Annotated in this window: 23 protein-coding genes and 1 pseudogene; 15 read left to right on the forward strand and 9 right to left on the reverse strand. The window is 63.1% G+C overall.

Translation table 11 applies throughout. From position 1 onward, the window contains the following. Nucleotides 1-131: 131 nt before the first annotated feature. From J1M87_RS25855 to J1M87_RS25885, 7 genes are all read left to right on the forward strand, one after another. Nucleotides 132-746, forward strand: coding sequence for a uracil-DNA glycosylase (locus J1M87_RS25855; protein WP_206492556.1), 615 nt, complete (start codon nt 132-134; stop codon nt 744-746). Nucleotides 747-930: 184 nt separating this feature from the next. Next, entirely contained in the window at nt 931-1,704 is a 774-nt protein-coding gene (locus J1M87_RS25860) for a hypothetical protein (protein ID WP_206492557.1), read from the forward strand. An 82-nt stretch (nt 1,705-1,786) separates the two neighbouring features. Further along, nucleotides 1,787-2,893 (forward strand): serine hydrolase, encoded by a 1,107-nt coding sequence (locus J1M87_RS25865; RefSeq protein WP_206492558.1) that lies wholly within the window; start codon nt 1,787-1,789, stop codon nt 2,891-2,893. Further along, nucleotides 2,890-3,363, forward strand: coding sequence for a helix-turn-helix transcriptional regulator (locus tag J1M87_RS25870; protein ID WP_206492559.1), 474 nt, complete (start codon nt 2,890-2,892; stop codon nt 3,361-3,363). The genes J1M87_RS25865 and J1M87_RS25870 overlap by 4 nt, the downstream gene beginning before the upstream one ends. Before the next feature lie 209 nt (nt 3,364-3,572). Next, complete coding sequence (locus J1M87_RS25875) at nt 3,573-3,728, forward strand: hypothetical protein (protein ID WP_206492560.1); 156 nt, start codon at nt 3,573-3,575, stop codon at nt 3,726-3,728. Between the two features lie 156 nt (nt 3,729-3,884). Continuing rightward, a complete protein-coding gene (locus J1M87_RS25880) occupies nt 3,885-4,415 on the forward strand; it encodes a GNAT family N-acetyltransferase (RefSeq protein WP_206492561.1) in 531 nt (176 codons plus the stop codon). A gap of 128 nt (nt 4,416-4,543) precedes the next feature. Then, nucleotides 4,544-5,611, forward strand: coding sequence for a ParB/Srx family N-terminal domain-containing protein (locus J1M87_RS25885; RefSeq protein WP_206492562.1), 1,068 nt, complete (start codon nt 4,544-4,546; stop codon nt 5,609-5,611). A gap of 90 nt (nt 5,612-5,701) precedes the next feature. On the opposite strand, the gene J1M87_RS25890 is transcribed toward J1M87_RS25885, so the two are convergent. Next, nucleotides 5,702-6,706, reverse strand: a complete 1,005-nt coding sequence (locus J1M87_RS25890; RefSeq protein ID WP_206492563.1) for an HNH endonuclease — start codon at nt 6,704-6,706, stop codon at nt 5,702-5,704. A 187-nt stretch (nt 6,707-6,893) separates the two neighbouring features. Between J1M87_RS25890 and J1M87_RS25895 the strand changes: the two genes are divergently transcribed. From J1M87_RS25895 to J1M87_RS25915, 5 genes are all read left to right on the forward strand, one after another. Then, nucleotides 6,894-7,214 (forward strand): SAV_915 family protein, encoded by a 321-nt coding sequence (locus J1M87_RS25895; RefSeq protein ID WP_206492564.1) that lies wholly within the window; start codon nt 6,894-6,896, stop codon nt 7,212-7,214. Beyond that, nucleotides 7,211-7,507: a hypothetical protein gene (locus J1M87_RS25900; protein WP_206492565.1), complete on the forward strand. Its 297-nt coding sequence runs from the start codon at nt 7,211-7,213 to the stop codon at nt 7,505-7,507. Before J1M87_RS25895 ends, J1M87_RS25900 begins: the two co-directional genes overlap by 4 nt. Further along, complete coding sequence (locus J1M87_RS25905; RefSeq protein WP_206492566.1) at nt 7,507-8,604, forward strand: hypothetical protein; 1,098 nt, start codon at nt 7,507-7,509, stop codon at nt 8,602-8,604. The genes J1M87_RS25900 and J1M87_RS25905 overlap by 1 nt, the downstream gene beginning before the upstream one ends. A 113-nt stretch (nt 8,605-8,717) precedes the next feature. Beyond that, nucleotides 8,718-9,209, forward strand: coding sequence for a hypothetical protein (locus J1M87_RS25910; protein WP_206492567.1), 492 nt, complete (start codon nt 8,718-8,720; stop codon nt 9,207-9,209). A gap of 91 nt (nt 9,210-9,300) precedes the next feature. Continuing rightward, complete coding sequence (locus tag J1M87_RS25915; RefSeq protein ID WP_206492568.1) at nt 9,301-9,711, forward strand: DoxX family protein; 411 nt, start codon at nt 9,301-9,303, stop codon at nt 9,709-9,711. A gap of 22 nt (nt 9,712-9,733) precedes the next feature. Here J1M87_RS25915 and J1M87_RS25920 read toward each other — a convergent pair whose 3' ends face one another. The 3 genes from J1M87_RS25920 to J1M87_RS25930 all read right to left on the reverse strand — a co-directional run bounded on the left by J1M87_RS25920 (nt 9,734) and on the right by J1M87_RS25930 (nt 12,237). Next, nucleotides 9,734-10,390 carry a nitroreductase family protein gene (locus J1M87_RS25920; RefSeq protein ID WP_206492569.1) on the reverse strand — a complete coding sequence of 219 codons (657 nt, stop codon included), beginning with the start codon at nt 10,388-10,390 and terminating at the stop codon, nt 9,734-9,736. A gap of 22 nt (nt 10,391-10,412) precedes the next feature. Further along, a complete protein-coding gene (locus tag J1M87_RS25925) occupies nt 10,413-11,381 on the reverse strand; it encodes an alpha/beta fold hydrolase (RefSeq protein ID WP_206492570.1) in 969 nt (322 codons plus the stop codon). A gap of 223 nt (nt 11,382-11,604) precedes the next feature. Continuing rightward, nucleotides 11,605-12,237, reverse strand: a complete 633-nt coding sequence (locus tag J1M87_RS25930) for an isochorismatase family protein (protein WP_206492571.1) — start codon at nt 12,235-12,237, stop codon at nt 11,605-11,607. Between the two features lie 123 nt (nt 12,238-12,360). Here J1M87_RS25930 and J1M87_RS25935 point away from each other — a divergent pair, with 123 nt between their 5' ends. Beyond that, nucleotides 12,361-13,341, forward strand: a complete 981-nt coding sequence (locus J1M87_RS25935; protein WP_206492572.1) for a GlxA family transcriptional regulator — start codon at nt 12,361-12,363, stop codon at nt 13,339-13,341. Beyond that, nucleotides 13,338-14,174 (forward strand): adenylate/guanylate cyclase domain-containing protein, encoded by an 837-nt coding sequence (locus tag J1M87_RS25940; protein WP_206492573.1) that lies wholly within the window; start codon nt 13,338-13,340, stop codon nt 14,172-14,174. Before J1M87_RS25935 ends, J1M87_RS25940 begins: the two co-directional genes overlap by 4 nt. Here J1M87_RS25940 and J1M87_RS25945 read toward each other — a convergent pair. From J1M87_RS25945 to J1M87_RS25960, 4 genes are read right to left on the reverse strand one after another with little or no spacing between them, the layout of a single operon-like run. After that, on the reverse strand, nt 14,161-15,717 hold the full coding sequence (locus tag J1M87_RS25945) for a CocE/NonD family hydrolase (RefSeq protein ID WP_206492574.1): 1,557 nt from the start codon (nt 15,715-15,717) through the stop codon (nt 14,161-14,163). The two genes, J1M87_RS25940 and J1M87_RS25945, sit on opposite strands and share 14 nt — an antisense overlap. A gap of 38 nt (nt 15,718-15,755) precedes the next feature. Then, complete coding sequence (locus tag J1M87_RS25950; RefSeq protein ID WP_206492575.1) at nt 15,756-16,070, reverse strand: hypothetical protein; 315 nt, start codon at nt 16,068-16,070, stop codon at nt 15,756-15,758. After that, entirely contained in the window at nt 16,067-17,419 is a 1,353-nt protein-coding gene (locus J1M87_RS25955) for an acyclic terpene utilization AtuA family protein (RefSeq protein WP_206492576.1), read from the reverse strand. The genes J1M87_RS25950 and J1M87_RS25955 overlap by 4 nt, the downstream gene beginning before the upstream one ends. Beyond that, on the reverse strand, nt 17,416-18,849 hold the full coding sequence (locus J1M87_RS25960) for a CitMHS family transporter (protein WP_206492577.1): 1,434 nt from the start codon (nt 18,847-18,849) through the stop codon (nt 17,416-17,418). Before J1M87_RS25960 ends, J1M87_RS25955 begins: the two co-directional genes overlap by 4 nt. 82 nt (nt 18,850-18,931) lie before the next feature. Between J1M87_RS25960 and J1M87_RS25965 the strand changes: the two genes are divergently transcribed. Continuing rightward, nucleotides 18,932-19,825, forward strand: a complete 894-nt coding sequence (locus J1M87_RS25965; RefSeq protein WP_206492578.1) for a LysR family transcriptional regulator — start codon at nt 18,932-18,934, stop codon at nt 19,823-19,825. 28 nt (nt 19,826-19,853) lie between these two features. Here J1M87_RS25965 and J1M87_RS29530 read toward each other — a convergent pair. Continuing rightward, nucleotides 19,854-19,973, reverse strand: a pseudogene (locus J1M87_RS29530) (IS30 family transposase); the annotation flags it as partial.

Here is a 19,973-nt window from a genome sequence, read left to right on the forward strand (position 1 = left end):
TCCGGTCGCCTGCGTCCAGCTCTACGCTGCCCGTACGATTCACTTCAGAAGTAGTCGTCTAGGCCCTTCGGCTGCGTGGAGTCCGACCGAAGAACAGCAATCGAGTCGGAAGCGCGTGCGATCCTTGCCTCATGCCGAACGGACGCAACGCCGACCCTAATGTGGTGGCCGAAAAAATTGCTCGCATCAGAGACCCGCACGTTCAGCCACTGAACTCGCTGGCTGACGTCATCGCAGATTCCGTCGGTCTTCCGCACGGCCACGTTCCTTACGTCGATCCAGACCAGGGTGGTATCAACGCCCGGATGTTAGTGCTGCTCGACAACCCTTCCACAAAAGCTGAGAGCGGCACCGGATCGGGCCTTCTGAGCCTGGACAATAACGACCGAACGGCTCGCAATTGCCGAGAAGCATATGAACGTCACGGTGTCTCTCATGCCGACGTGGTCCACTGGAATGTGGTTCCCTTCCCCGTCGCAGGCATCAAGAATGGCGGTTCCACCCCTGCCGAGCGAACTCGATCTGTGCAATGGACAAAGGCTTTCGTCGCGTTGTGCCCACGAATAGATATCGTCCTCTTGCTCGGTGCCGCAGCCCGTGACGGTTGGGCGCGTTCGGGAATCGACCGGGACCTCTATGTCGTCCCAGGAAAGGTTCCTCACTGTTCAGCACGGGGGTTGAACACCGGCGGCGGACGCGAGCGCTTCGAGTCCGCGATCGCACAGGTCGCGGAGATGCTTCGGTAGACAACAGCCGATCACGTTCACGGATGCACCTACCGCGCGAATTGACCTGCCGGCAACGGTCACCGGGGCTCCCCTGTTCGTTCTAATGGCTAACCAGACCCCACAGTTCCATATGTGACCGACAGTTCGCAGGGACATCGAAAACGCCACCGGATGTGTCGGTACCCGATGCTTCGATGGCGGTATGTCACGACTCGACGAGGGGTTTCCGCCTCCCACGGCCTGTGTGCAGTGGTGTCAGCACCGCAGCTACGACCTGCATGTCCTCGACGACGGCGTGGAGGTGGACCTGGATTGGCGGAACGGCCACCTCGACAGGGCAGGTCATGACCTTCGGCTGCGCGGCCGCAATCTCGACGGGGAAATCGTCGAGTACGGCGGCGCAACCGTGCAGCGCAACGATCTTCGATGCGGCACCAGCCTGGCTGTAGGCGATCACGATTCGCTCGGCCTGCTGTTTCTCTGCGCGGCCTGGCAAGGCAGTCACAGGCACCGCAGAGCGATGCGGCGATTCCCCGACGTCATGAATCCGCACCGCAGCCGTCCCGACGAGAACCCCGTCGCCAAGACTCTCGCTGTGCTCGACAGCTGCGTCCGCAACCGCGCAGTGCCCGACCATCCGAACTCGACATGGTCAGGATGGCCCGACGCACCGGGCGTTGGAATGTCCCTGATGGCCACGTTCCTGCGGGCCGTGAAAGCGTCGGTCTACGGCGGACCGGCGCAGCTGATCGACCAGTACGGTGTCTCGACACTCATCCATGAAGGGTGGCTCGAAGATCCGTCCGTCACCGGTTTCACGCGTCGCCGCTACGACTGCTACGTCGAACTCGTCACGGCATGGGCCACCGACATCGGCACCAGCCCCGAACTCGTCGAAATGTGGCTCGTGCAGCGCTGGAGCGCGCGACTGAACGAAGCACGACACGGTCGCTACACCGCACCCACCTTGTTTTAGCGGCCCAACCCGGGGCCTTGCCGCATCGCACAGCTCCAATTATGATTATCCGTAATTACGGAATAACAGATCGGAGAGATCGATGCGACGCCGAATCTGGATCTCGACAACCTGCGCAGCCGTCCTGCTGGTCGGCGGATGCGCCACCGACACCGACTCGACCGCTACAACCACCACTACTCCGGCACCGGAGAATTGCGTACCCGTTACCTCGACCGACCTCGCCACCGAGGACGGGTGGATCGGACTGATCGATCAGGCACCTGACACCGTCGGCCTTGTCATCGACGACGGCCGTGGTCGAACCGTCGAACATCGAGCCGACCAAGAACAGGTGCTCGCGTCCGCGATCAAAGTGGTGCACCTCGCCGCTTACGCCCAGGCGGTCGCCAACGGCTCGATCGATCCGAACGAGCAAGTGTCACTCTCGAATTGGGAGCGTTGGTACGTGCCCGGCACCGATGGAGGTGCTCACCCCAACGCCCTGACCCGGCTGGGCATTGCGAACAGTGGCACCAACGCCACCGACCCCAACGCCACCGTTCGCATCGACGACATGGTCTCGGCCATGATCCAGGAAAGCGACAACTCCGTCCCCGACTACCTCCGATACCGACTCGGCGACCAAGCGATCATCGACGCAGCCGCTACCGGCGGGTGGGAGAACTTCGAAGTGCCGAGCCTGGTGACCGACGTCCTGTCTCTGTTCGACCCGGCACTCGCCGACGGCAACCGCTGGGACACCGCCCAGAAATGGGCATTCGATCCGCAGTTTCGAGAGCAGGTCAACGCAACCGTGCAACTGCCGACCTACGAAGAACAGGCCGCGCGAGTGCAGAGCACTTTTCGCGGCGGTTCGGCCGAACAACTGAACGGAATGTATCGCGCCTTCACCGACGGCACCTACGGCGACGCGTCCGACGTCATCCTGCGCCAACTGGAATGGCAACCCGCAGGTGACAGCGTCCTGGGGATCGGCTTCAAAGGAGGCAGTCTGGCAGGAGTGCTCACCCAAGGATTCGAACTGCGCCGCGACGACGGAACAGTCGCGACCGCCGTGTGGCTGATCGACGACCTCCCCGCAGACAGGTTCGATCAAGCCATGGCCGAATTCGGCGTACAACAGCAACTCATCATCGAAGCGATGCAATCGCCGGACGTACTCGACCGGATAGCCTGCGTGGCGTGAGCGCAGAGTTCGAATCGAGACTGGCAGAGCTGGAAGCCCGCGTCGCCGAGCTGGAACGACGCGACGCTCCCCAACAGCTCGATGCCACCCCGTTGACCGGCGGGATGATCGCTTACCAAGGCGACGTGCATCTGCACCGCACCGTCCACTGGGATATCAGCTACTCTCCCGACGCCATCGTCGAACTCCCTATCTCCTCGACGTCGGAAGTGCTTGCTGCCCTGGGACATCCGGTTCGGCTTCAGATCGTGCGAACCCTACTGCGAGGCCCGGCGAACGCTGCAGATCTGCACGCCGCGGTGGGAGTCGGATCCTCCGGTCAGATCTATCACCACCTCAAGACGCTCAGTTCAGCGAACATCGTGGAACAGCATGGCCGCGGGGACTACCGAATAGCCCCCAAACGGGTTGTACCACTGCTTGTTTCGATGCTCTCTGCCGCGGATATCGCGGGCGATCTCGGCACCTGAAGACCGTTCGCACAGGCCGCCGCCACCAGGGCGATAGTGCCGATGCCTCGCCAATCAGACAACCGACCCGTGCTGACTTTCGTGGCAGTCACACCTGTCACCACCGGAGCACAGGGAGTATCGGCAGTGGGACGACGCGCAACGGCAGCGATTCTGGGTCAGGTTCTGATGGCGGGCAGCGTGGTCGGCACCGGCACCACCTCGGGAAAATGGGGGTCGATCTGGCGCTGGGCGTTCCGCCGAGCGTCGGCCTGGGCTTCGCACTGCCACAGCAGGAATCGATGCCGTACATCCCCGGCGGCACGATCTGCATCCGGGCCTGTTGGGGTGCATCGATGGCCGGTTACAGCCGGACTGGAAGCTGACAATCTCCTACATCATGAACCGCACGGGCAGGAGAAGCGAACGGCCCTGCACGCGCTCTGTCGGATCGTGCAGATTCGTCTGATCAGAATCGGCCGGACGGGGGGTACCACCAGGGTTCGAGTCAGCATGAAACGTGGTCGGGCAGAATCGGGCGCATGACTGCCGCGCCCATCCACACCGAGCGCCTGACGATGCGCCTCTACGAACCAGCCGACGCACAGAAGATTCTCACGTACTACAGCGATCCCGAGGTCTGCCGCTATCTCCTTCATCCGGCATGGTCACACGTCGATGCCGTTGCTGCGGTGGGTAAACGGATGAAGCGAATCGGGTTGCACACCCAGGCGCTGGCGATGGTCGTCGAACACGAGGGCACCGTGGTCGGCAACGTCGAGGCATGGTTGGTCGACGGATCACCGTCCCTGGTCGAGCTGGGTTGGACCTTCTCCCCCACTGTGGCCGGTCGCGGCTACGCCACCGAAGCGGTCCTTGCCGTGATAGATCACGTATTCTCGCTACCTCAGATCCACCGCGTCAGCGCCCAGATGGATGGCCGCAACGACGCGTCGGCCCGGCTGGCCAAGCGCGTCGGGATGCGTCAGGAAGCGCACTTTCGCCAGAACTGGTGGTGCAAGGGCGAATGGACCGACACGCTCGTCTACGCGCTGTTGCGATCGGATCGCTGACTCCCACCAGCCGACGTGACGCGTTCACCTCATCACCATCTCCCCGTTGACTCCGCGACATCGACCGGTGACCGAGGTGCGACATTCTCGAGAACCTTCACTTCTCGGAAATCACAGGAGTTTCAACAATGGCCACGCTTGGACGAGCTGCCCTGCTCAGCGCACTCACAGTGATCACTGTCGCGTCCGCATCGGTAGGCGGCATCGCTACAGCCGCTCCGGCACGGACTGCGTCACCGCTGTGCCAGATCGCAGACCTACTCCCCTCCGGATCCTCCGCGGGACTGGGATATCAGTGTGCCGAAGCCGGTGAGCTCCTCGATCTCCCGATCGGCGAGGTGCGCGCGACTCAACCCTCGCTCGGCTTCGACGAGGTGTACTACAAGCTCGGTCGGTACACGCTCGGCAAGGATGCAATCAACAAGAAGTTCGACGACTGGTGCGAGGCCAACGGCCAGGAAGAGGCCGCGTCGGCATTGCCCGATGCGCGACTGGACGATCCGTCGTCGTTCACCTGCACAGTTCCCGTCGGCCAGGAAACACCCGACACCATCGCGCCCATGAAGACCGTCGTCATCGGACCAGGCGGAGTTCCGTACCTGACCGACGGACACCACACCCTCACCTCGTTCTACGAACTGCCGGACGGCGGGCCGAATCTGCACCTGCGTCTGCGCGTGGTCGCGAACCTCAGTGACCTCAGCCCGGCAGACTTCTGGGCGCGGATGAAGGCCGAGAAGTGGGTGTGGACCTACGACGTCGACGGCAACGAGGTTCCGGTCGAACAACTGCCTTCGGGTGTCGGGCTCGCCAAATTTCAGAACGACAAGTACCGCAGCTTGACGTACTTCGCGCGCGACATCGGCTTCGCACCGGGATCGATCGCCTTCCAGGAGTTCTACTGGGGTGCATGGGTTCGTGACTCCGGCGCAGTAGATATCAGCGGATGGGACAGCAACGACATGGCGAGCTACCTGAGCACCGTCGAGGCAGTCTCCCGCGCTCAGGTTGCAGCCCCGAAAGACGCTGTGATCGACAGCGGGCGTACCGCAGCCGAACTCGGCGCGCTGGACGCGTGGAACGACGGAAAGTCCTCCAGCAAGGGCGAATTCGGCAAGCTCTCGACGCCGTACTCGGACAACAAGCCCGGCAAACTGGCCTATTCCTTGCAGTACAAGATGGGAATGCCGAAGTAGTTTCTCCCTCTACCCGGCAGTGAGGTGCTCGCCGACGATGTCGGCGAGTGCCTCACTGTTTCACGGCCGAATGCAGCAACTGTCGATGGCCTACCGTGAGGCAAAGACATTCTCCCGGTGCCAAATCAGGTACGACACTTCTGGTGCCACCGACTCGGTACCGAGAATGAGTTTCTCGTGCAGTGGGGGCTTGCCCAGCGCATGACGCAGTGGCGGGGACAGTTTCACATCGTTCTCGATCCCAGGTGCATAGCTCACGCTGAGATCCTTGTTCACCGTGATGAGTCCGGTATCGAAGGCGACGTCATGGGTGGGGCATGCGGTGAGACCGTTGCGCCGATCAAGACGTTCTTTGTTCGTGCTGTCTCGCCACGGCTTGATGTGGCTCGCCGCCAGCAAGCGCGGCCGGCGCTTCCCACCGACCACGCCGCTGAGTCCGCAGAACACACAGCGGTGCTGATGGTTCCGCAACACCGACTGCGCAAAGCGATGCTGCCCCACACGCACCGCCGAGATCAGCATTCTCTCCGTCGTTGCGATCGGTACGTCAGCACGCTCACGAGCCCACTTGTCCAACGCATCGACGAGCGAGGACTCGACGTCGCTGGAATCGAGCTCGTACTGCCCTTCGAGCTCGAACCGCTCACCGTCCTCGAGACCGAGGAAGTCCGGCAAAATATCGCGGTTGATATCGAGGCTGCGTGCAGCATCGAGAATGCGGAAATAGATGCCCTGAAGGAGTTCCGCATCGCCCAGCCGCGCCGCAACCTCGAGTTCGTGCTTGCCGCCATTACTGCGGGTTCCGTCCAGATTTGCCATCTTCGCGATTATCGATGTCGGGGGTCGTTTGAACAATCGAGCCAGATGTTGCACCGGAAACTCGGCCTTGTGCGCCGTCGAGCTGCCGTATTTGCTGTGATCCATCAGCAGGGACGCGCAGTGACACAGAACCACCTCGCAAGGAACGAAATTCACCTGACGCACGCCCTGCGGAACCACCCTGCGAGCCAACACCGACAACCACTGATCCCGTAGCGCATCCGCACTCGGATCGATGAATGCTGCTACTCCCACATCCATCGGGTTGATTGTCATTCGCACTCCAGCGGCACCGCTATCACGCTACCGAATATGTGATGCTTCGCGTCCGTTATCTCGGTCGATCGGAACCGAGGAGCGGTGTCCTCGAGGCAGCAATGCTCCCGAACTGGACAGGACCCGCTAGTCTGTTGCCGGAGTCAGCACATCGGGGGGTTTCTGACATCGACTTACCGGGGGGTAAATGTTCGAGCATCGCGGCGATTCGCCGGGTTTGTACGTGCCGCTTCAACCATCGTCGGGGACTACTACCAGGACGGTTGATCTGAGAATTCTGCCCGACGGCCGCATCGGGCTGGCGGCTTACACGTCACTGCCATCGCTGGTGCAGAACTGCGGCAACGGGCAGCCGTGGGGGCTTGTCGACGAACGCGGGCTGGCAGAGATCCGCGCGTCGGCCGACATCGACGTCGTCCTACTCGACGCGCCACTTCCATTATTGGACCGACGTATTCACTCGGATAGCAAAGCACCTGACACATTCATGACGGACCCGCTCCGATGAGCCTGCCCGGCATCGAAATCGGCGATCTGAACGAACCCGCTCGGATACTGGTGGACAATGCACAATCGTTGAATTCGAGTGGTGCCAGTGCACCCGAGGTGCCGAATGCGGGCCCGTCCACCATATTCGTCGGCGAGGCCATCGCGTCGCTGGCGCAGGTCATGTCGGAGTTGGTGAACGCGTCTTCTCGCGCTGCCCACGCAGTGCAGACGTGCGACGAGAACTACGCGGCCGCGGAAGACGCGAACGCCGCAGCGGTTGGCGATGTCGGTGCACCGGGCGGTCCGCGCTGATGCCGATCTACGTATATCTCGACGTCGATATCGACGCGTGCCACGCGTGTGCAGTGGCACTCCGCACGCTCGGTGACAGCGCAGAATCAGGATTCGAGAAGTTCCGCGATGCCCGTGATCGGTCCGAAGACGTGTGGAAGTCCGATGCCGGGGACAACTTTCGCGACACGATCTCCACGCTGAGTACCGCAGCCGAACGCACCTCCGACCGTGCTGAAACGTTGGCGAAGGCACTCGAATCGTTCGCCGACTCGATGTTCACAGCCCGCGTTTCCCTCAACCGAGCGGTCGCCCGAGCCATCGAAACCGGCATCTGGGTCGGCCCTGATGTCTGCAACGCAACGTGGATCGGTGATCCTGATCCACTACATCCGACGGGCCCCTGGTCGATCGAGCAACTGACGACGCAGGCGAACCAGATCGCGGCATACAACGAGGCCGTCGACACGGTGATCGAGGCGCGAACAACCGAAGCGAACGCGCACACCGCGTTGCAGTCCGCCTTCGACGACAGCGCCGGCTGGCTGGAGCGGCTGCGCAGCTCTGCGCCGTGGATGGCCGCCGGCGGAGTGATCAGCTACCTGGGTACTGCCGCTCAGCAAGCCGACCAGTGGGGCGCGATTGCTCAGACCAGGGCAGCGCAGTTGGAACGATTCGCGGCCATCGCCGCGGAGGCTGCACCCAATTCGGTCACGACGGCTGCGACGCGAGCGACAGCGGCCTTCACCCCTGCGGCGGATGATGCAATTCGAGTCGCTGCGCAGAACAGGGCGCTGTTGCCGGGGACTAGCGCTACTACGCTCGGGCGTCTCGCAACTGTTGGACTTCCTTTCGGAGGGAAGGTCGGATCGAAGATTCCAGTTGCCGGAGCAGTCTTCACCGGCGGTCAGATTATCTACGACCTCCAGGGTGCCGAAAACGTCGGAGATGCAGCCAAAGTTGTCGGCAAGGATGCCGGCGGCTTCCTTGCCGGTACAGCCGCGACGACTCTGCTTCTTGGAAGTGTTGCAGGCGGACCAGCAACTGTGGCCGCAGTGGGTGTCGGAATACTCGTTGGGTACGGCGTCGGCGAACTCATAGAATGGGCGGCAGAGTGACGGACCGCCGGCGACGGGCAACCGCCATTCCTGCCCAGATGCCAGACCAGGTGACCGGCGAACCCCGGCCACCGACCGCGCACCGAGGTGAGGCACGCGCACATTGGGTGACGATGCCCGGCAACCTCGAAAAGAGCATTGTCCCAATCGAATACGGTCCCGCACTGGAAGCGTATGAGGAACCCAGAAAGAGCAAACTTCTTCTTGCAATCCTGCTGCTCGTCTTCGGCATCCTGGTTTTTACCGTTCCAATCAGGAGTTTCGACTGGATCTGGTACTGGTGGCCGCCGTTCATGGTGTTCGGCCTTCCAATTCTGCAGTATTACAAAAGCCTCGGAGACCGCGTCCTGGCAGGAGCTCGCTGGGTTCAACAGCGCGACGAATGGATCTCGACATACGAAATCACCAAAATCCGATCCACCACCGTCGGACTCAACCGAGCATCGAAGATCGAGGACATCCACGGCAACAAGCTCATCCTTGTGCTCCGTGACGCCCAGATGAACCCACTGCTGTGGAACCTCGTCTACAACGGCATCGCGTACTCCGTCGCACACGGAAACTGCGACATCTCCAAAGCCGCACGCCGAATCCTGAAGGTCTAGGTGTCACCAGGTCTCGACGCTCGCCGGTGAGTTTCCGACGGATCAATTGTCCATACTCACGCATTCACAACCTCGACCATCGGAGATTGCCATGACTACCCAGACCACGCCTCCTGCAACCGATTCGCACACCGCTGCCCGGGTCGGCTGGATCCTCACCGCACTGATCGCGATCTTCCTGATCTTCGATGGGGTCTCCAAACTGCTCAATGTGCAGCAGGTGCAAGACGCCACCGTCGAACTCGGTCTGCGCGACGAGATGACGCCGGTGATCGGCATCGTCCTGTTGGTCTCGCTGGCCCTGTACCTGATTCCCCGCACTGCCGTTCTTGGTGCAGTCCTGTTGACGGGGTATCTGGGAGGTGCCGTGCTCACCAACTGGCGTGTGGACAAGCCGCTGCTGAGCACGGTGCTGTTCGCGGTCTACGTCGGAATATTCGTGTGGGGCGCGCTCTACCTGCGCGACCCGAAGGTACGGCAGGTCATGCCGATCGTGCGCTGAAGCACACCATCGAACCGCGGGGTCACCACCGGTCGAGGTGCAGAACCGTCTCGATCGGGTCGCGGGGCGCAACCTTGAACGTCTCGCCTGTGTAATACGCCGTCGGAATCAACGCACCTTGATGGAATCCTTCGGGGATGCCGAGCAGCTCGGAGATCTCCGCCTCGCGTCCGAGATGAATTGTGGTCCAAGCTGTTCCGAGGCCACGAGCGCGCGCAGCCAGGGCATAATTCCACACCGCAGGTAGCAACGAACCCCACAGTCCCGCTTGGTTTCCTGCCGGAAGCGTTGCGCCGGCCTGGATACACGGAATCAACAGCACTGGCACCTCACCCATGTGCTCGCCGAGCCATCCGGCACTGTCTCCGACGCGCTTCTGCACCGAGGCACGTTCGGGATCGTGGGCGAACAAGGCCGAAGCGGAATGCTTCGATGCCTGATACTGGGCGAACAGTTCGCCGTAGATCACACCGATCCGGGCCCGCAGATCGGAATCGGTGACGACGATCCACTGCCACCCCTGCTTGTTCGAGCCGGACGGGGCCTGCAGCGCGATCTCGAGACATTCCTTGATCAGCTCCATCGGGACCGGCCGCGTCAGGTCCAGGCGCTTGCGGACTGTGCGTGTCGTGGTCAGCAGTTCATCAGGAGTCAGGTCGACGATCGGGAAAGAGGTCACCTCTCGATCATGCACCATTCGCTCACTGAACCCGATCGACCAGCGCTTCGTTCGCAGCATCCCACTGCGCGGCCATGGACCTGCCCCCGTGCCCGTCCCCTTCATCGACGAGGAGCGTCGACCCGGGCCAACGTCGGTGTAGCTGCCACGGCGTGATCGCGGGTCCCGAGACGTCTTTTCGGCCGTGGATCAGAAAGCCAGGGATATCGGCCAGACCGTCGGCACGATCGAGCAATGGCGGATCGCAGAACCCGTCGTGCGACCAATAGTGTGCGGCCAGCCGCACGAAGGCCAGTCGGAACCGGCCATCCTCCCACCTGGGGTCGCGTCTGATGCCGCCGGTGCCGATCGAGATGTGGACGTCCTCCCACAAAGCCCATTCACGGGATGCATTGTCCCGCAGTACAAGATCGTTCGAGTTCAGTAGTTGGGAGTAGGCGTCCACTAGTCGTCCGTGACCGCGACGATAGCCGACGCCGGCCTGCTCCGCGAAGGTCGCGAAACGATCCCACGCTTCGGGGAAGATCGCGCCGACGCCCTCGGTGATCCAGTCGACCTCTGCGCGGCCGGTCGTAGTGACAGCACACAGGACGACACCGAGCACACGCGTCGGATGTGCAAGGGCGTAAGCGACGGCGAGGGTAGATCCCCAGGACGCGCCGTTGACGATCCACGCCTCGATGCCGAGGTGCTCACGCAAGACTTCGATATCGGTAATCAGGTGCGCAGTGGTGTTGGTGGCCAACGACGTCGAAGGATCCGACGCATGCGGAGTGGACCGCCCGCAGCCACGCTGCTCGAATCCGACTGCGCACACCTTCGAAAGGTCGAAGTGGCGACGAAATTGACTCGCGTTCAGAGTCCCGCCCGGTCCACCGTGCAGATACACCGCCGGGACGCCGTCAGACGGACCCCACTGCTCCCAATAGATGTGCTGCCCGTCCCCCACATCCAGCATCCCGTGCAGTGTCGGCTCGTTCTCCAGTGTCATAGCGCCATCACATCCTTCGAGAGGCAGCATCTGTCGGACAACGGCCCATGCTGAGGCATCGACCCATGAGGGGTTGGACTACTGCGGCGACCGGAACACCTCGCACGGCCGGCGTCCACCATAGGTGCGAGATCGGTCTTGTGCGCATTGCACTTGATCACCCACGCACCGAGCGTGTTGCCGGTCACGGCCCGTACGGTCACCGCCGCCAGCGTACCGGGCGTCAGGCCACCGCGTCGTTGCCCTGAGCTGCCGAGACCACCAAATTGCTTGCTGTGAGCTCGTTTCCGTTCTTGATGGCGTCGACCCACTGGTCGGTGGACGCCACCGCCGCGAAGTTCGACTGGTAAAGCACCATCAATGCTTTGTGCAGTTGTTCGGCCGAGACTGTGCCTGCTTCGTTGGAGAGGTTGATCGCTCCGGTGGCGTCGGACAGGATCTCGACCTTCAGGTCAAGCGCTTCGGCATCGGCGCTGGAGGCGAGGTCGCAGTTGTTGGTCATGTAGCCGACGATCGTGACTGTGTCGATGTTGTTGGACTGCAACCACTTCGCAACACCGGTTCCAGCGAAAACACTGCTGTATTGCTTCTCGACCCGCTCGAACGACGGCTGCACGACGGCCTGAATGTCGGGATGCAGCTCGTAGGTCGGGGTGCCCCTGACGAAGGCCGGGGACCCCTCGGGCATCTCGTGCTGCACGATCGCGACGGGAAGATCCTGCGCCGCAGCGGCTTCCATGGCGCGGACGATATTGGCCAACGACTCGTCGCGCGGCGGGTACTGAATCTGCAGCACTCCCTCGAAGTATTGCTGCTGGACATCGATGACGATCAAGGCTCTGCGCGGTGCGGTCATGTCGTTCTCCCTCGGCTGGTGCTATCGGTCGCGTCTCATCCTTCGGCACCGACCTTGCGTCCACGAGTGGCACAGATGCATACTTTCGATTGATTTGCGCCAATCATCGAGATCGGAGACGCCATGCGGATAGCGCTCTACGCATTCGACGGCATCACCATGTTCCACCTGGCCGCGCCGCTGATGGTGTTCGGTGAGGTGACACGCCTCGAGCTCGCACCGGACTGGGAGACGCGTGTGTGGTCCGATCGCCCCGGGTCAGTTCGCACCGATGAGGGTTACCCGATGAGCGACATCGCAGGACCCGATACCGTCGACTGGGCCGATATCGTCATCGTGACCTCCTGGCCGGAGTCGCTGCCCCGCATTGGAGACGAGCTCACGTCTGCGCTCCGAGGAGCGCATCGACGTGGCGCGGAAATCGCAGGGCTGTGCCTCGGCTCGTTCGCCATCGCAGACTCCGGCTTGCTCGCGGGCCGACCGGCCGTCACGCACTGGACCAAGATGACCGAACTACGCGAGCGACATGCACCGGCCGGCGTCGACGAGTCGGTGCTGTACATCGACCACGGTGACGTGATGACGTCCGCGGGAACTGCGTCGTCCATCGATTCCTGCCTGCACATCGTGCGCAAGCACCTCGGGTCGGCCGCCGCGACGCGGGTGGCGCGCAGTCTGGTGGTCGCACCACATCGCGACGGCGGCCAGGCCCAGTACATCGAACGGCCGGTCAGCGAGGCATCGGGAGACACTGCGATCGCCGACGCACAGAGCTGGGCACTCGAACGACTGGACGAACCGTTACCCATCGAAAGGCTGGCCGAACATGCGCGCATGAGCCGTCGCAGTTTCATCCGTCGGTTCCAGCTCGAGACGGGGTCCACACCTGCCCGCTGGGTGCTGGACAAACGCCTCGAGGAAGCTCGCAGCCTGCTCGAAACGACTGATCGCAGCATCGAGAACATAGCTGCCCTGTGCGGATTCGGCAGCGCTGTCACTTTGCGTCAGAACTTTCGTGCGTCGTTTGCGGTAACACCGACCGCATATCGACAACAGTTCGCGGTCGGTTGTGCGACCGTTGGCGCCGTCGACAGGCAAAGATGAACGACGTGATCCTGTGGATAGTTGCCGGAGTAGAGCTCGCCGCCATCGTCGCGCTCGGTGTGGTCTTGATCGTGTCGCGACGCAAGCTGAAGCACACGCGCCGCGCACTCGACCGCGCACTCGAATCGCAGCAACGTCGGAAGCGTCGCGGCCTGGTTCCCTTTGCTATCAGAACCGCCTTCCACACCACCGACTTGCTCATCAACAAGGGCTTCGGCGCAACGGTCCGCAACTCGGTCGAGGATCTCGCCGGCTGGGCGAAGGTGGAACGCCCCGATCTGGCACGCATGACCGCCGACGGCGACATCGTGGTGATGTTCTCCGACATCGAAGGATCCACCGCACGCAACGAGGAACTGGGCGACCGAGGCTGGGTGAAACTGCTCGAGAAGCACAACAAACTGATCTGCAAGCACGTGGCGGATCACGGCGGGCACGTGGTCAAGAGTCAGGGTGACGGCTACATGATCGCCTTCTCCGACCCAGCGCAGGCCGTGCGCTGCGGGGTGAAAGTGCAGGAAGCGCTGCTGGAGAACCCCGATCGGTGGGACCGCATCCGCGTGCGTATGGGCATCCACGTCGGTAACTCGGTGCGCCGAGGCGACGACCTGTTCGGCCTCAACGTCGCCATGGCGGCACGCGTCGCGGGACAGGCCGACGGAGGCGAGATCCTGGTCAGCGAGCCGGTGCGCAACGCCATCGATTCGGCGCACGATCTGAGTCTCGGTGCGCCACGGGACGTCGAACTCAAGGGAATGAGCGGAACATTTCAGTTGTACCCGGTGACATTGCCGGTGCTGCCGGATACAACTCCGTCCATCAGCGCAGGATAGCGCCGGGCAGAACTGGCACGGTCAGCGTCGAACCTCCGACTCCGGTTCGGACCATGACGTCCCCTGCCGGGGCATCGTCGGTGATATCGGGGTAGTCGTCACTGCGAACCTGTACTTGCAGCCGATGCCCGGCAGGCAATCGGAAGTGCGTCGGCCACGCACGCACGTCCAATTCGTACTCCTGCCCGGGTATCACGGGCTCGGGCGCAGCGGATCCGTTGCGATGGCTTGCCTTGAGCCAGCCCTGAGTAATTCGCTCCACGGTGCCGTCCGGCGCGACGTCGTCGACAATGACAGCGAGATTGCCGTCGGACGCGGTGAAGGTCGCGGAGACCTTCGCCGTCGGAGACCCTGCGATCACCACATCAGCGGGTAGCGGAGTGGTCGAGAAGACCACCGCGGCTTCGGCAGCGTCGGTGTGGTCCGTCGGCACCGTGTATGCGCGACTGCCCTGCTCTGTCGACACCGGGCTCAGACCACCATCGGTTCCCATCGCAAGCGTCAGCTCGGTGGATTCGGCGGGCGGCCATTGCCCGAACTCCTGCCAGCCACGTTCGACGGGCACCGAGGAGATCTCGTAGGAATTGATCCGCTGGGCAGGCAGAGGTGCAGAGTCGTCCTCACGAAGCCACCTGTCCCACCATGCGAGGTACGCCCCGGTACCGATGTCGGCTTTCTGGCCCGCCGGCATCCCGTGTTCCCACGGCCCGGCAACGACCCACGTCAGATCCGGATGTGCGGAGTAGTTCTGCATCATCGGATCTCGGTAGCGGTCGTACCATCCCCCGACCTGCAACATCGGGACGTCGATGTTCTGCCACTTCGCCTTGACGCTGCGGTCGATCCAGTACTCGTCGTACAGCGGATGCTCGTCGTACGGCCCCTCGGTGGCCGGGGCTGTGCTCGCTTGCCACGTGCGGATGGTGTCGGATCGAATTCCGCCTCGGTAGATGGTGTTCTCGTACCAGTCACTGAATGCATCGACCGGAATCACCGCAGCCAAATGCGGTGGATTGTTGGCCGCAGCGAGCATCGACGTATGACCGCCGTAGCTGACACCGGATTGTCCGACCTTGTCCGTCGACCACGGTTGCGCTGCAGCCCATTCGACAAGATCGTAGTTGTCCTGCTGTTCCTGTGGTCCGAACGGATCCAGTACGCCTGGGGAATCGCCGGATCCCCGGACGTTGCACAACAAGACGTTGTACCCACGTTCGACCAGGTACGCCGATTCCACCGCCAACCGATCGAGAACGTCGTAGGCGTTGAAGTTGTAGAGGACAGTCGGAAACCTCTCCGCAACTGGGACATTGCCGTCATCACCCGGCCGGTTCACGTCGCACGACAGCGTGGCGCCGTCGCGCATCGGAACCTTCATGCGCTCCGAGGTGACCGTGTATTCGGCCGTACGCCCGTAGGTGAAGAACGGGTCTGTCGGTACTTCGCGAGGTGCCGCCGCAGCAGTACCTGCTGCCTGTCCGACGAGCACGACGGCAAGAGTCAGGGCCAGGGGTACGCGGGTGATACGGATATCGATCTCCATCCATCGGGCGGCTGAGCCGCGAGTGTCGGTTGGCAGGTTCAAAGGGATTCGGGCACAGCCATACTCAGCAGGTGGTAGCTCAGGCACTTGCCATGTCCGTCGAGAACAGGGCTGCCTGTCACTCCCCCGCCGAGCACGCCGGGTAACTCGAACACCAACCCGGAGACCAACGGCATGTCGGTGCGGCGTACGTCTCCGGTGACCAACGGTGCGAAATGCGCGGCAACGGCATCGACGGTCATTGTGCGAGAAAGTAACTCGTAGTCCTCGTCGGTTCGCGGGAACACCGCGAGAATGAGAGTGTGGCCCTTGTCCCCGGTTCGCACGTCGGCGAGATCGTCGACAGTCCTCATACCGTCACCTCCGTGGTGTGTACGGCGCTCGTCACCTGTGCACGTGGAATCAGACACGATCTGATCGCGAGCACCTCGGTGCTACTGCTTCGTGCTCCACCTCCGCCGGCCGGACCGTTGGTGTAGAGGCTTTCGACTTCCCACCCCACGAGTGCTGCGGTCTCCGCGTCGGGCACCTTCGCAGTCACACGCAGTCGCACCTCGGGGACCTCGGTAAGGGCCGAGAGTCCGCGGAATGCAGCGCCCGCGCCGATGTACTCGACGCCTACGTTCTCCGCCGGTATTCCGTGTACCTCCCACAGTCGTTGCTGCACGATCTCTCCGGCCAGCTGCGCGCGTTGCAGGGCGCGTGGCCCGGCATAGCTGATCTGCCCCTCACCGAGCCAACCGCCGCGGAATCCGAGGGTCACTTTCAGCTCATCCGGCCGTGTGCTGCCCGTCGCCCCGGACACCGCCACCCGGTCGGGTCCGATGGTCTCGAACGACACTCCGGTGAAGTCGGCCGTCACGTCCGGTGTCAAGTACCTGGCTGGATCGCCGACCTCGTAGAGCAACTGCTCGGCGCATGTCCGCCGTGACAGCTCCCCGCCGGTGCCTTCCACTTTGCCGAATTCGGCTGTGCCATCGGCCCGTACCTCCCCGAACGGAAAGCCCAGATTCGCCAGACCCCGCACAGGCTTGGTGACCGGATCCGCGAAGTAGCCACCGGTCAGTTGGCCCGCACACTCGAGTAGATGTCCGACGGCCGTCCCCGCACCGAGTGTCTCCCAATCCTGCCCGGCCCAACCGAATTCGTGCATCAGCGGCGCGAGGTACAGCGCCGGATCGGCAAGTCGGCCGGTGACGATCACGTCGGCATCGACGTCGAGCGCCGGCAAGACCGCATCGGCCCCGATGTACGCGTTGGCCGACACCAGTTCCTCGGAATGCTCCGACAGCGGGCGGCCAGTCTCCCACACCACCGGGTCGATCCGGCGCACCGCGTCGAGCACGTCGTCGCCGGTGACTGCAGCGATGCGCACCGAACGCGAGCACACCTGCTCCGCCACCTGCGCTACGACCGCCGCTGCCGCAACAGGATTCGCGGCTCCGGAGTTGGTGACGACGGTGATGCCTTGCTCCGTCGTCGCCCCGAGAACTGCACGCATCCGCGCTGCCAACAGAGGGTCGTAGCCCGCCGTGGGATCGAGCAATTTGCGTGCCTGCCCTGTCGCGACAGTCCGCTCCCCGAGGCACTCGAAGATGAGATAGTCGAGCTCACCTCGTTCGGCCAAGATCTGAGCGGGGTCGATGCGGTCGCCGGCGAAACCTGCTCCGGCCCCGAGCCGGATCGTTCCGTCGCGACTCATGACGACCAGAGCGGGATAGCGCCGGTGGCCATGGCAACGCCGAGCATGCCGAGACTGATCAACCACGCCCACCCCAGCGTGTGCCGAATGTGCTTACCGATGTCGACTTTCGCGAGACCCACCAGAAGGTAGAACGCGCCGGTCATCGGGCTGATCGGGAATCCGACCGTTTCCTCACCGATGATCGAGGCCTGCGCCAGATCGAGTGCGCTGACACCGAATTGGTCACCCACCTCGATGAGGACCGGCAGCACGCCGAAGTAGTACGCGTCGGGCCCGAAGATCAGGCTCATCGGGACGGCGAACACGCCGACGATGAGCGGTAAGGCGGGGGCCATAGCGTCCGGAATGGCATTCGCCGCGCTGACCGCCATCGACTCGATCATGCCGCTTCCGTCGAGCACACCGAGCAAAACCCCTGCAGCTAACAACGTGCCGACCATCAGCATCGCGCCGACGGCGTGAGCCTCGATGCGGGCGGACTGGGCCTTCATTCCGCGGTAGTTGACGAGGAGCGCCACGATAGCGGCGATGATGAAGCACGTTTCAGGAGGGGCGATAGCGGCGATCAACGCAGCCAACGTCGCGACTACCAGGAAGGCGTTGACCCAGAACAGCTTCGGCCGCAGCAGTGCTCGGTCACTCGACGCGGTTGCCGGACCGTCCGCATCGTCGCCGCCGGTCGACGGGCTGCCGGGCTCCTCGTTCGCGTCACCGGCTGCAGATCCGGTAGCCCCGGATCCAACGGACATGCGTTCGGCGACTCGCGCCGTCGACTCCTCCACGACGGCCGATGCATCGCCCGCGGCCACCTTGGCCAGACGGGTCCGCTCACGCCGACCCAGGTAGTAGGCAACGCCCAGTGCCAATACGACCCCGGCGATCTGAGCAGGAATCAACGGGACCCACAGTTCGTTGGCGTCGACACCCAGAGTTGCTGCAGCGCGAGCAGTCGGACCACCCCAGGGGACCATGTTCATCGCGCCGGCACCGAGACCGACACAGGTGGCCAGAACGAGCCTGCTCATACCAAGGCGTTCGTAGATCGGCAGCATCGCGGGAACGGCGATCAGGAACGTGGTTGCGCCGGCACCGTCGAGGTGAGCCACCACGGCGAGGGCAGTGGTCGCGACTGCCACTGTCGGCGGGGCGCTACCCGCCCAGCGCACGATGCGGGCGATGATGGGATCGAACAGACCCGCGTCGCGCATGATTCCGAAGAACACGATCGCGAACAGGAACATCGCCGCGACACCCACCACTCCGCCGAGCCCGTCTTTGACGAACCCTGCCACCTCGGACGGCGAGTTGCCGGCCAGGAACGCTGCGGCGAGTGGGACACCCGCAAGCGCAACGATGGCCGCGACACGTTGGGTGAACAACAGCAGCAGGATGATGGCAATCGTCCCGAAGCCGAGTAGTGACAGCATGTGATCTCCTTCATTGAATAAGACGAGTGTCGTGCAGATCACTTACGCAGTCCAACATCAGTTGGGTATAGATTCATGCACCGTGGGCATAAACCTGGGGATTGCACATCTACGAGCCGTCGTCGCACTAGCCGATCATGCGAGCTTCACCGCGGCGGCCGCGTGGCTGCAGGTCTCCCAACCGAACCTGAGCCGTACCGTCGCCGAGGCCGAGCGCCGTCTGGGCGTGCGACTGTTCGTGCGCACCACCCGCAGCGTCGACCTCACCGGCGATGGACACGAAGTGACGGCCTATGCCCGTCGGGTACTGCTCGAGTTCGATGACGGCCTCGAGCAGATCGGACGCTTCGTCTCGGGCGACCGAGGAACCGTGACGATCGCGTGCCTACCGTCGATCGCGGCGACCTTCCTCCCGCAGTACATCGTGAACTTCCGCAACAGCCATCCCGACGTCTCGGTACACATCAAGGACGGTCTGCGCGACGACGTGGTGGCGTCCGTCCGCGACGGCTCCGTGGATTTCGCAGTGGTGGCAGCCTCGGGTCGAGCGAACGACCTGATGCGCACGACAGTCAGCGCCGATGCGTTCGTCTGCGCGCTACCGTCGAATCACGCTCTGGCACAGCGCAAGAGCCTGGCGTGGTCCGACCTCGCCGACGAGCGCTTCATCGCATTCGGCCCTGAATCGAGCATCGCGTCGCACGTGCGACTGGCACTGGAAAACGCGGGAGTCGATGTCGGACCGTCGGTTCAGGCGCACAACGTAGCCGCCGTGGCGGGCCTGACCGCGGCGGGACTCGGCATCACCGTCGTCCCGGAATTGGTGGTGCCGATGATGTCGTTCGCGAACCTCGTCTATCTGCCGATCGAGCCGACGATCCACCGCACCATTTCGGTCGTGCAATTGCCCGGGCGACGCCAGAGCGCTAGTTGTTCGGCCTTTCTCGACATCCTTGTGCCGCCCCCGAAAGGTTGAATGGCCCAATCACACCGTCTGGGCAGTTTCAAGCGGTCGTTGCAACGATTAGCTCGTTGATCACTTTTGCTGGTGAGTTCCAGCCTAGCGTTCGGCGGGGGCGGTCGTTGAGTTCGTCGGCGACCGCTTGAAGCCGCTCTGCGGTATG

Source organism: Rhodococcus sp. KRD162, assembly GCF_017168335.1.
GTDB lineage: Bacteria > Actinomycetota > Actinomycetes > Mycobacteriales > Mycobacteriaceae > Rhodococcoides.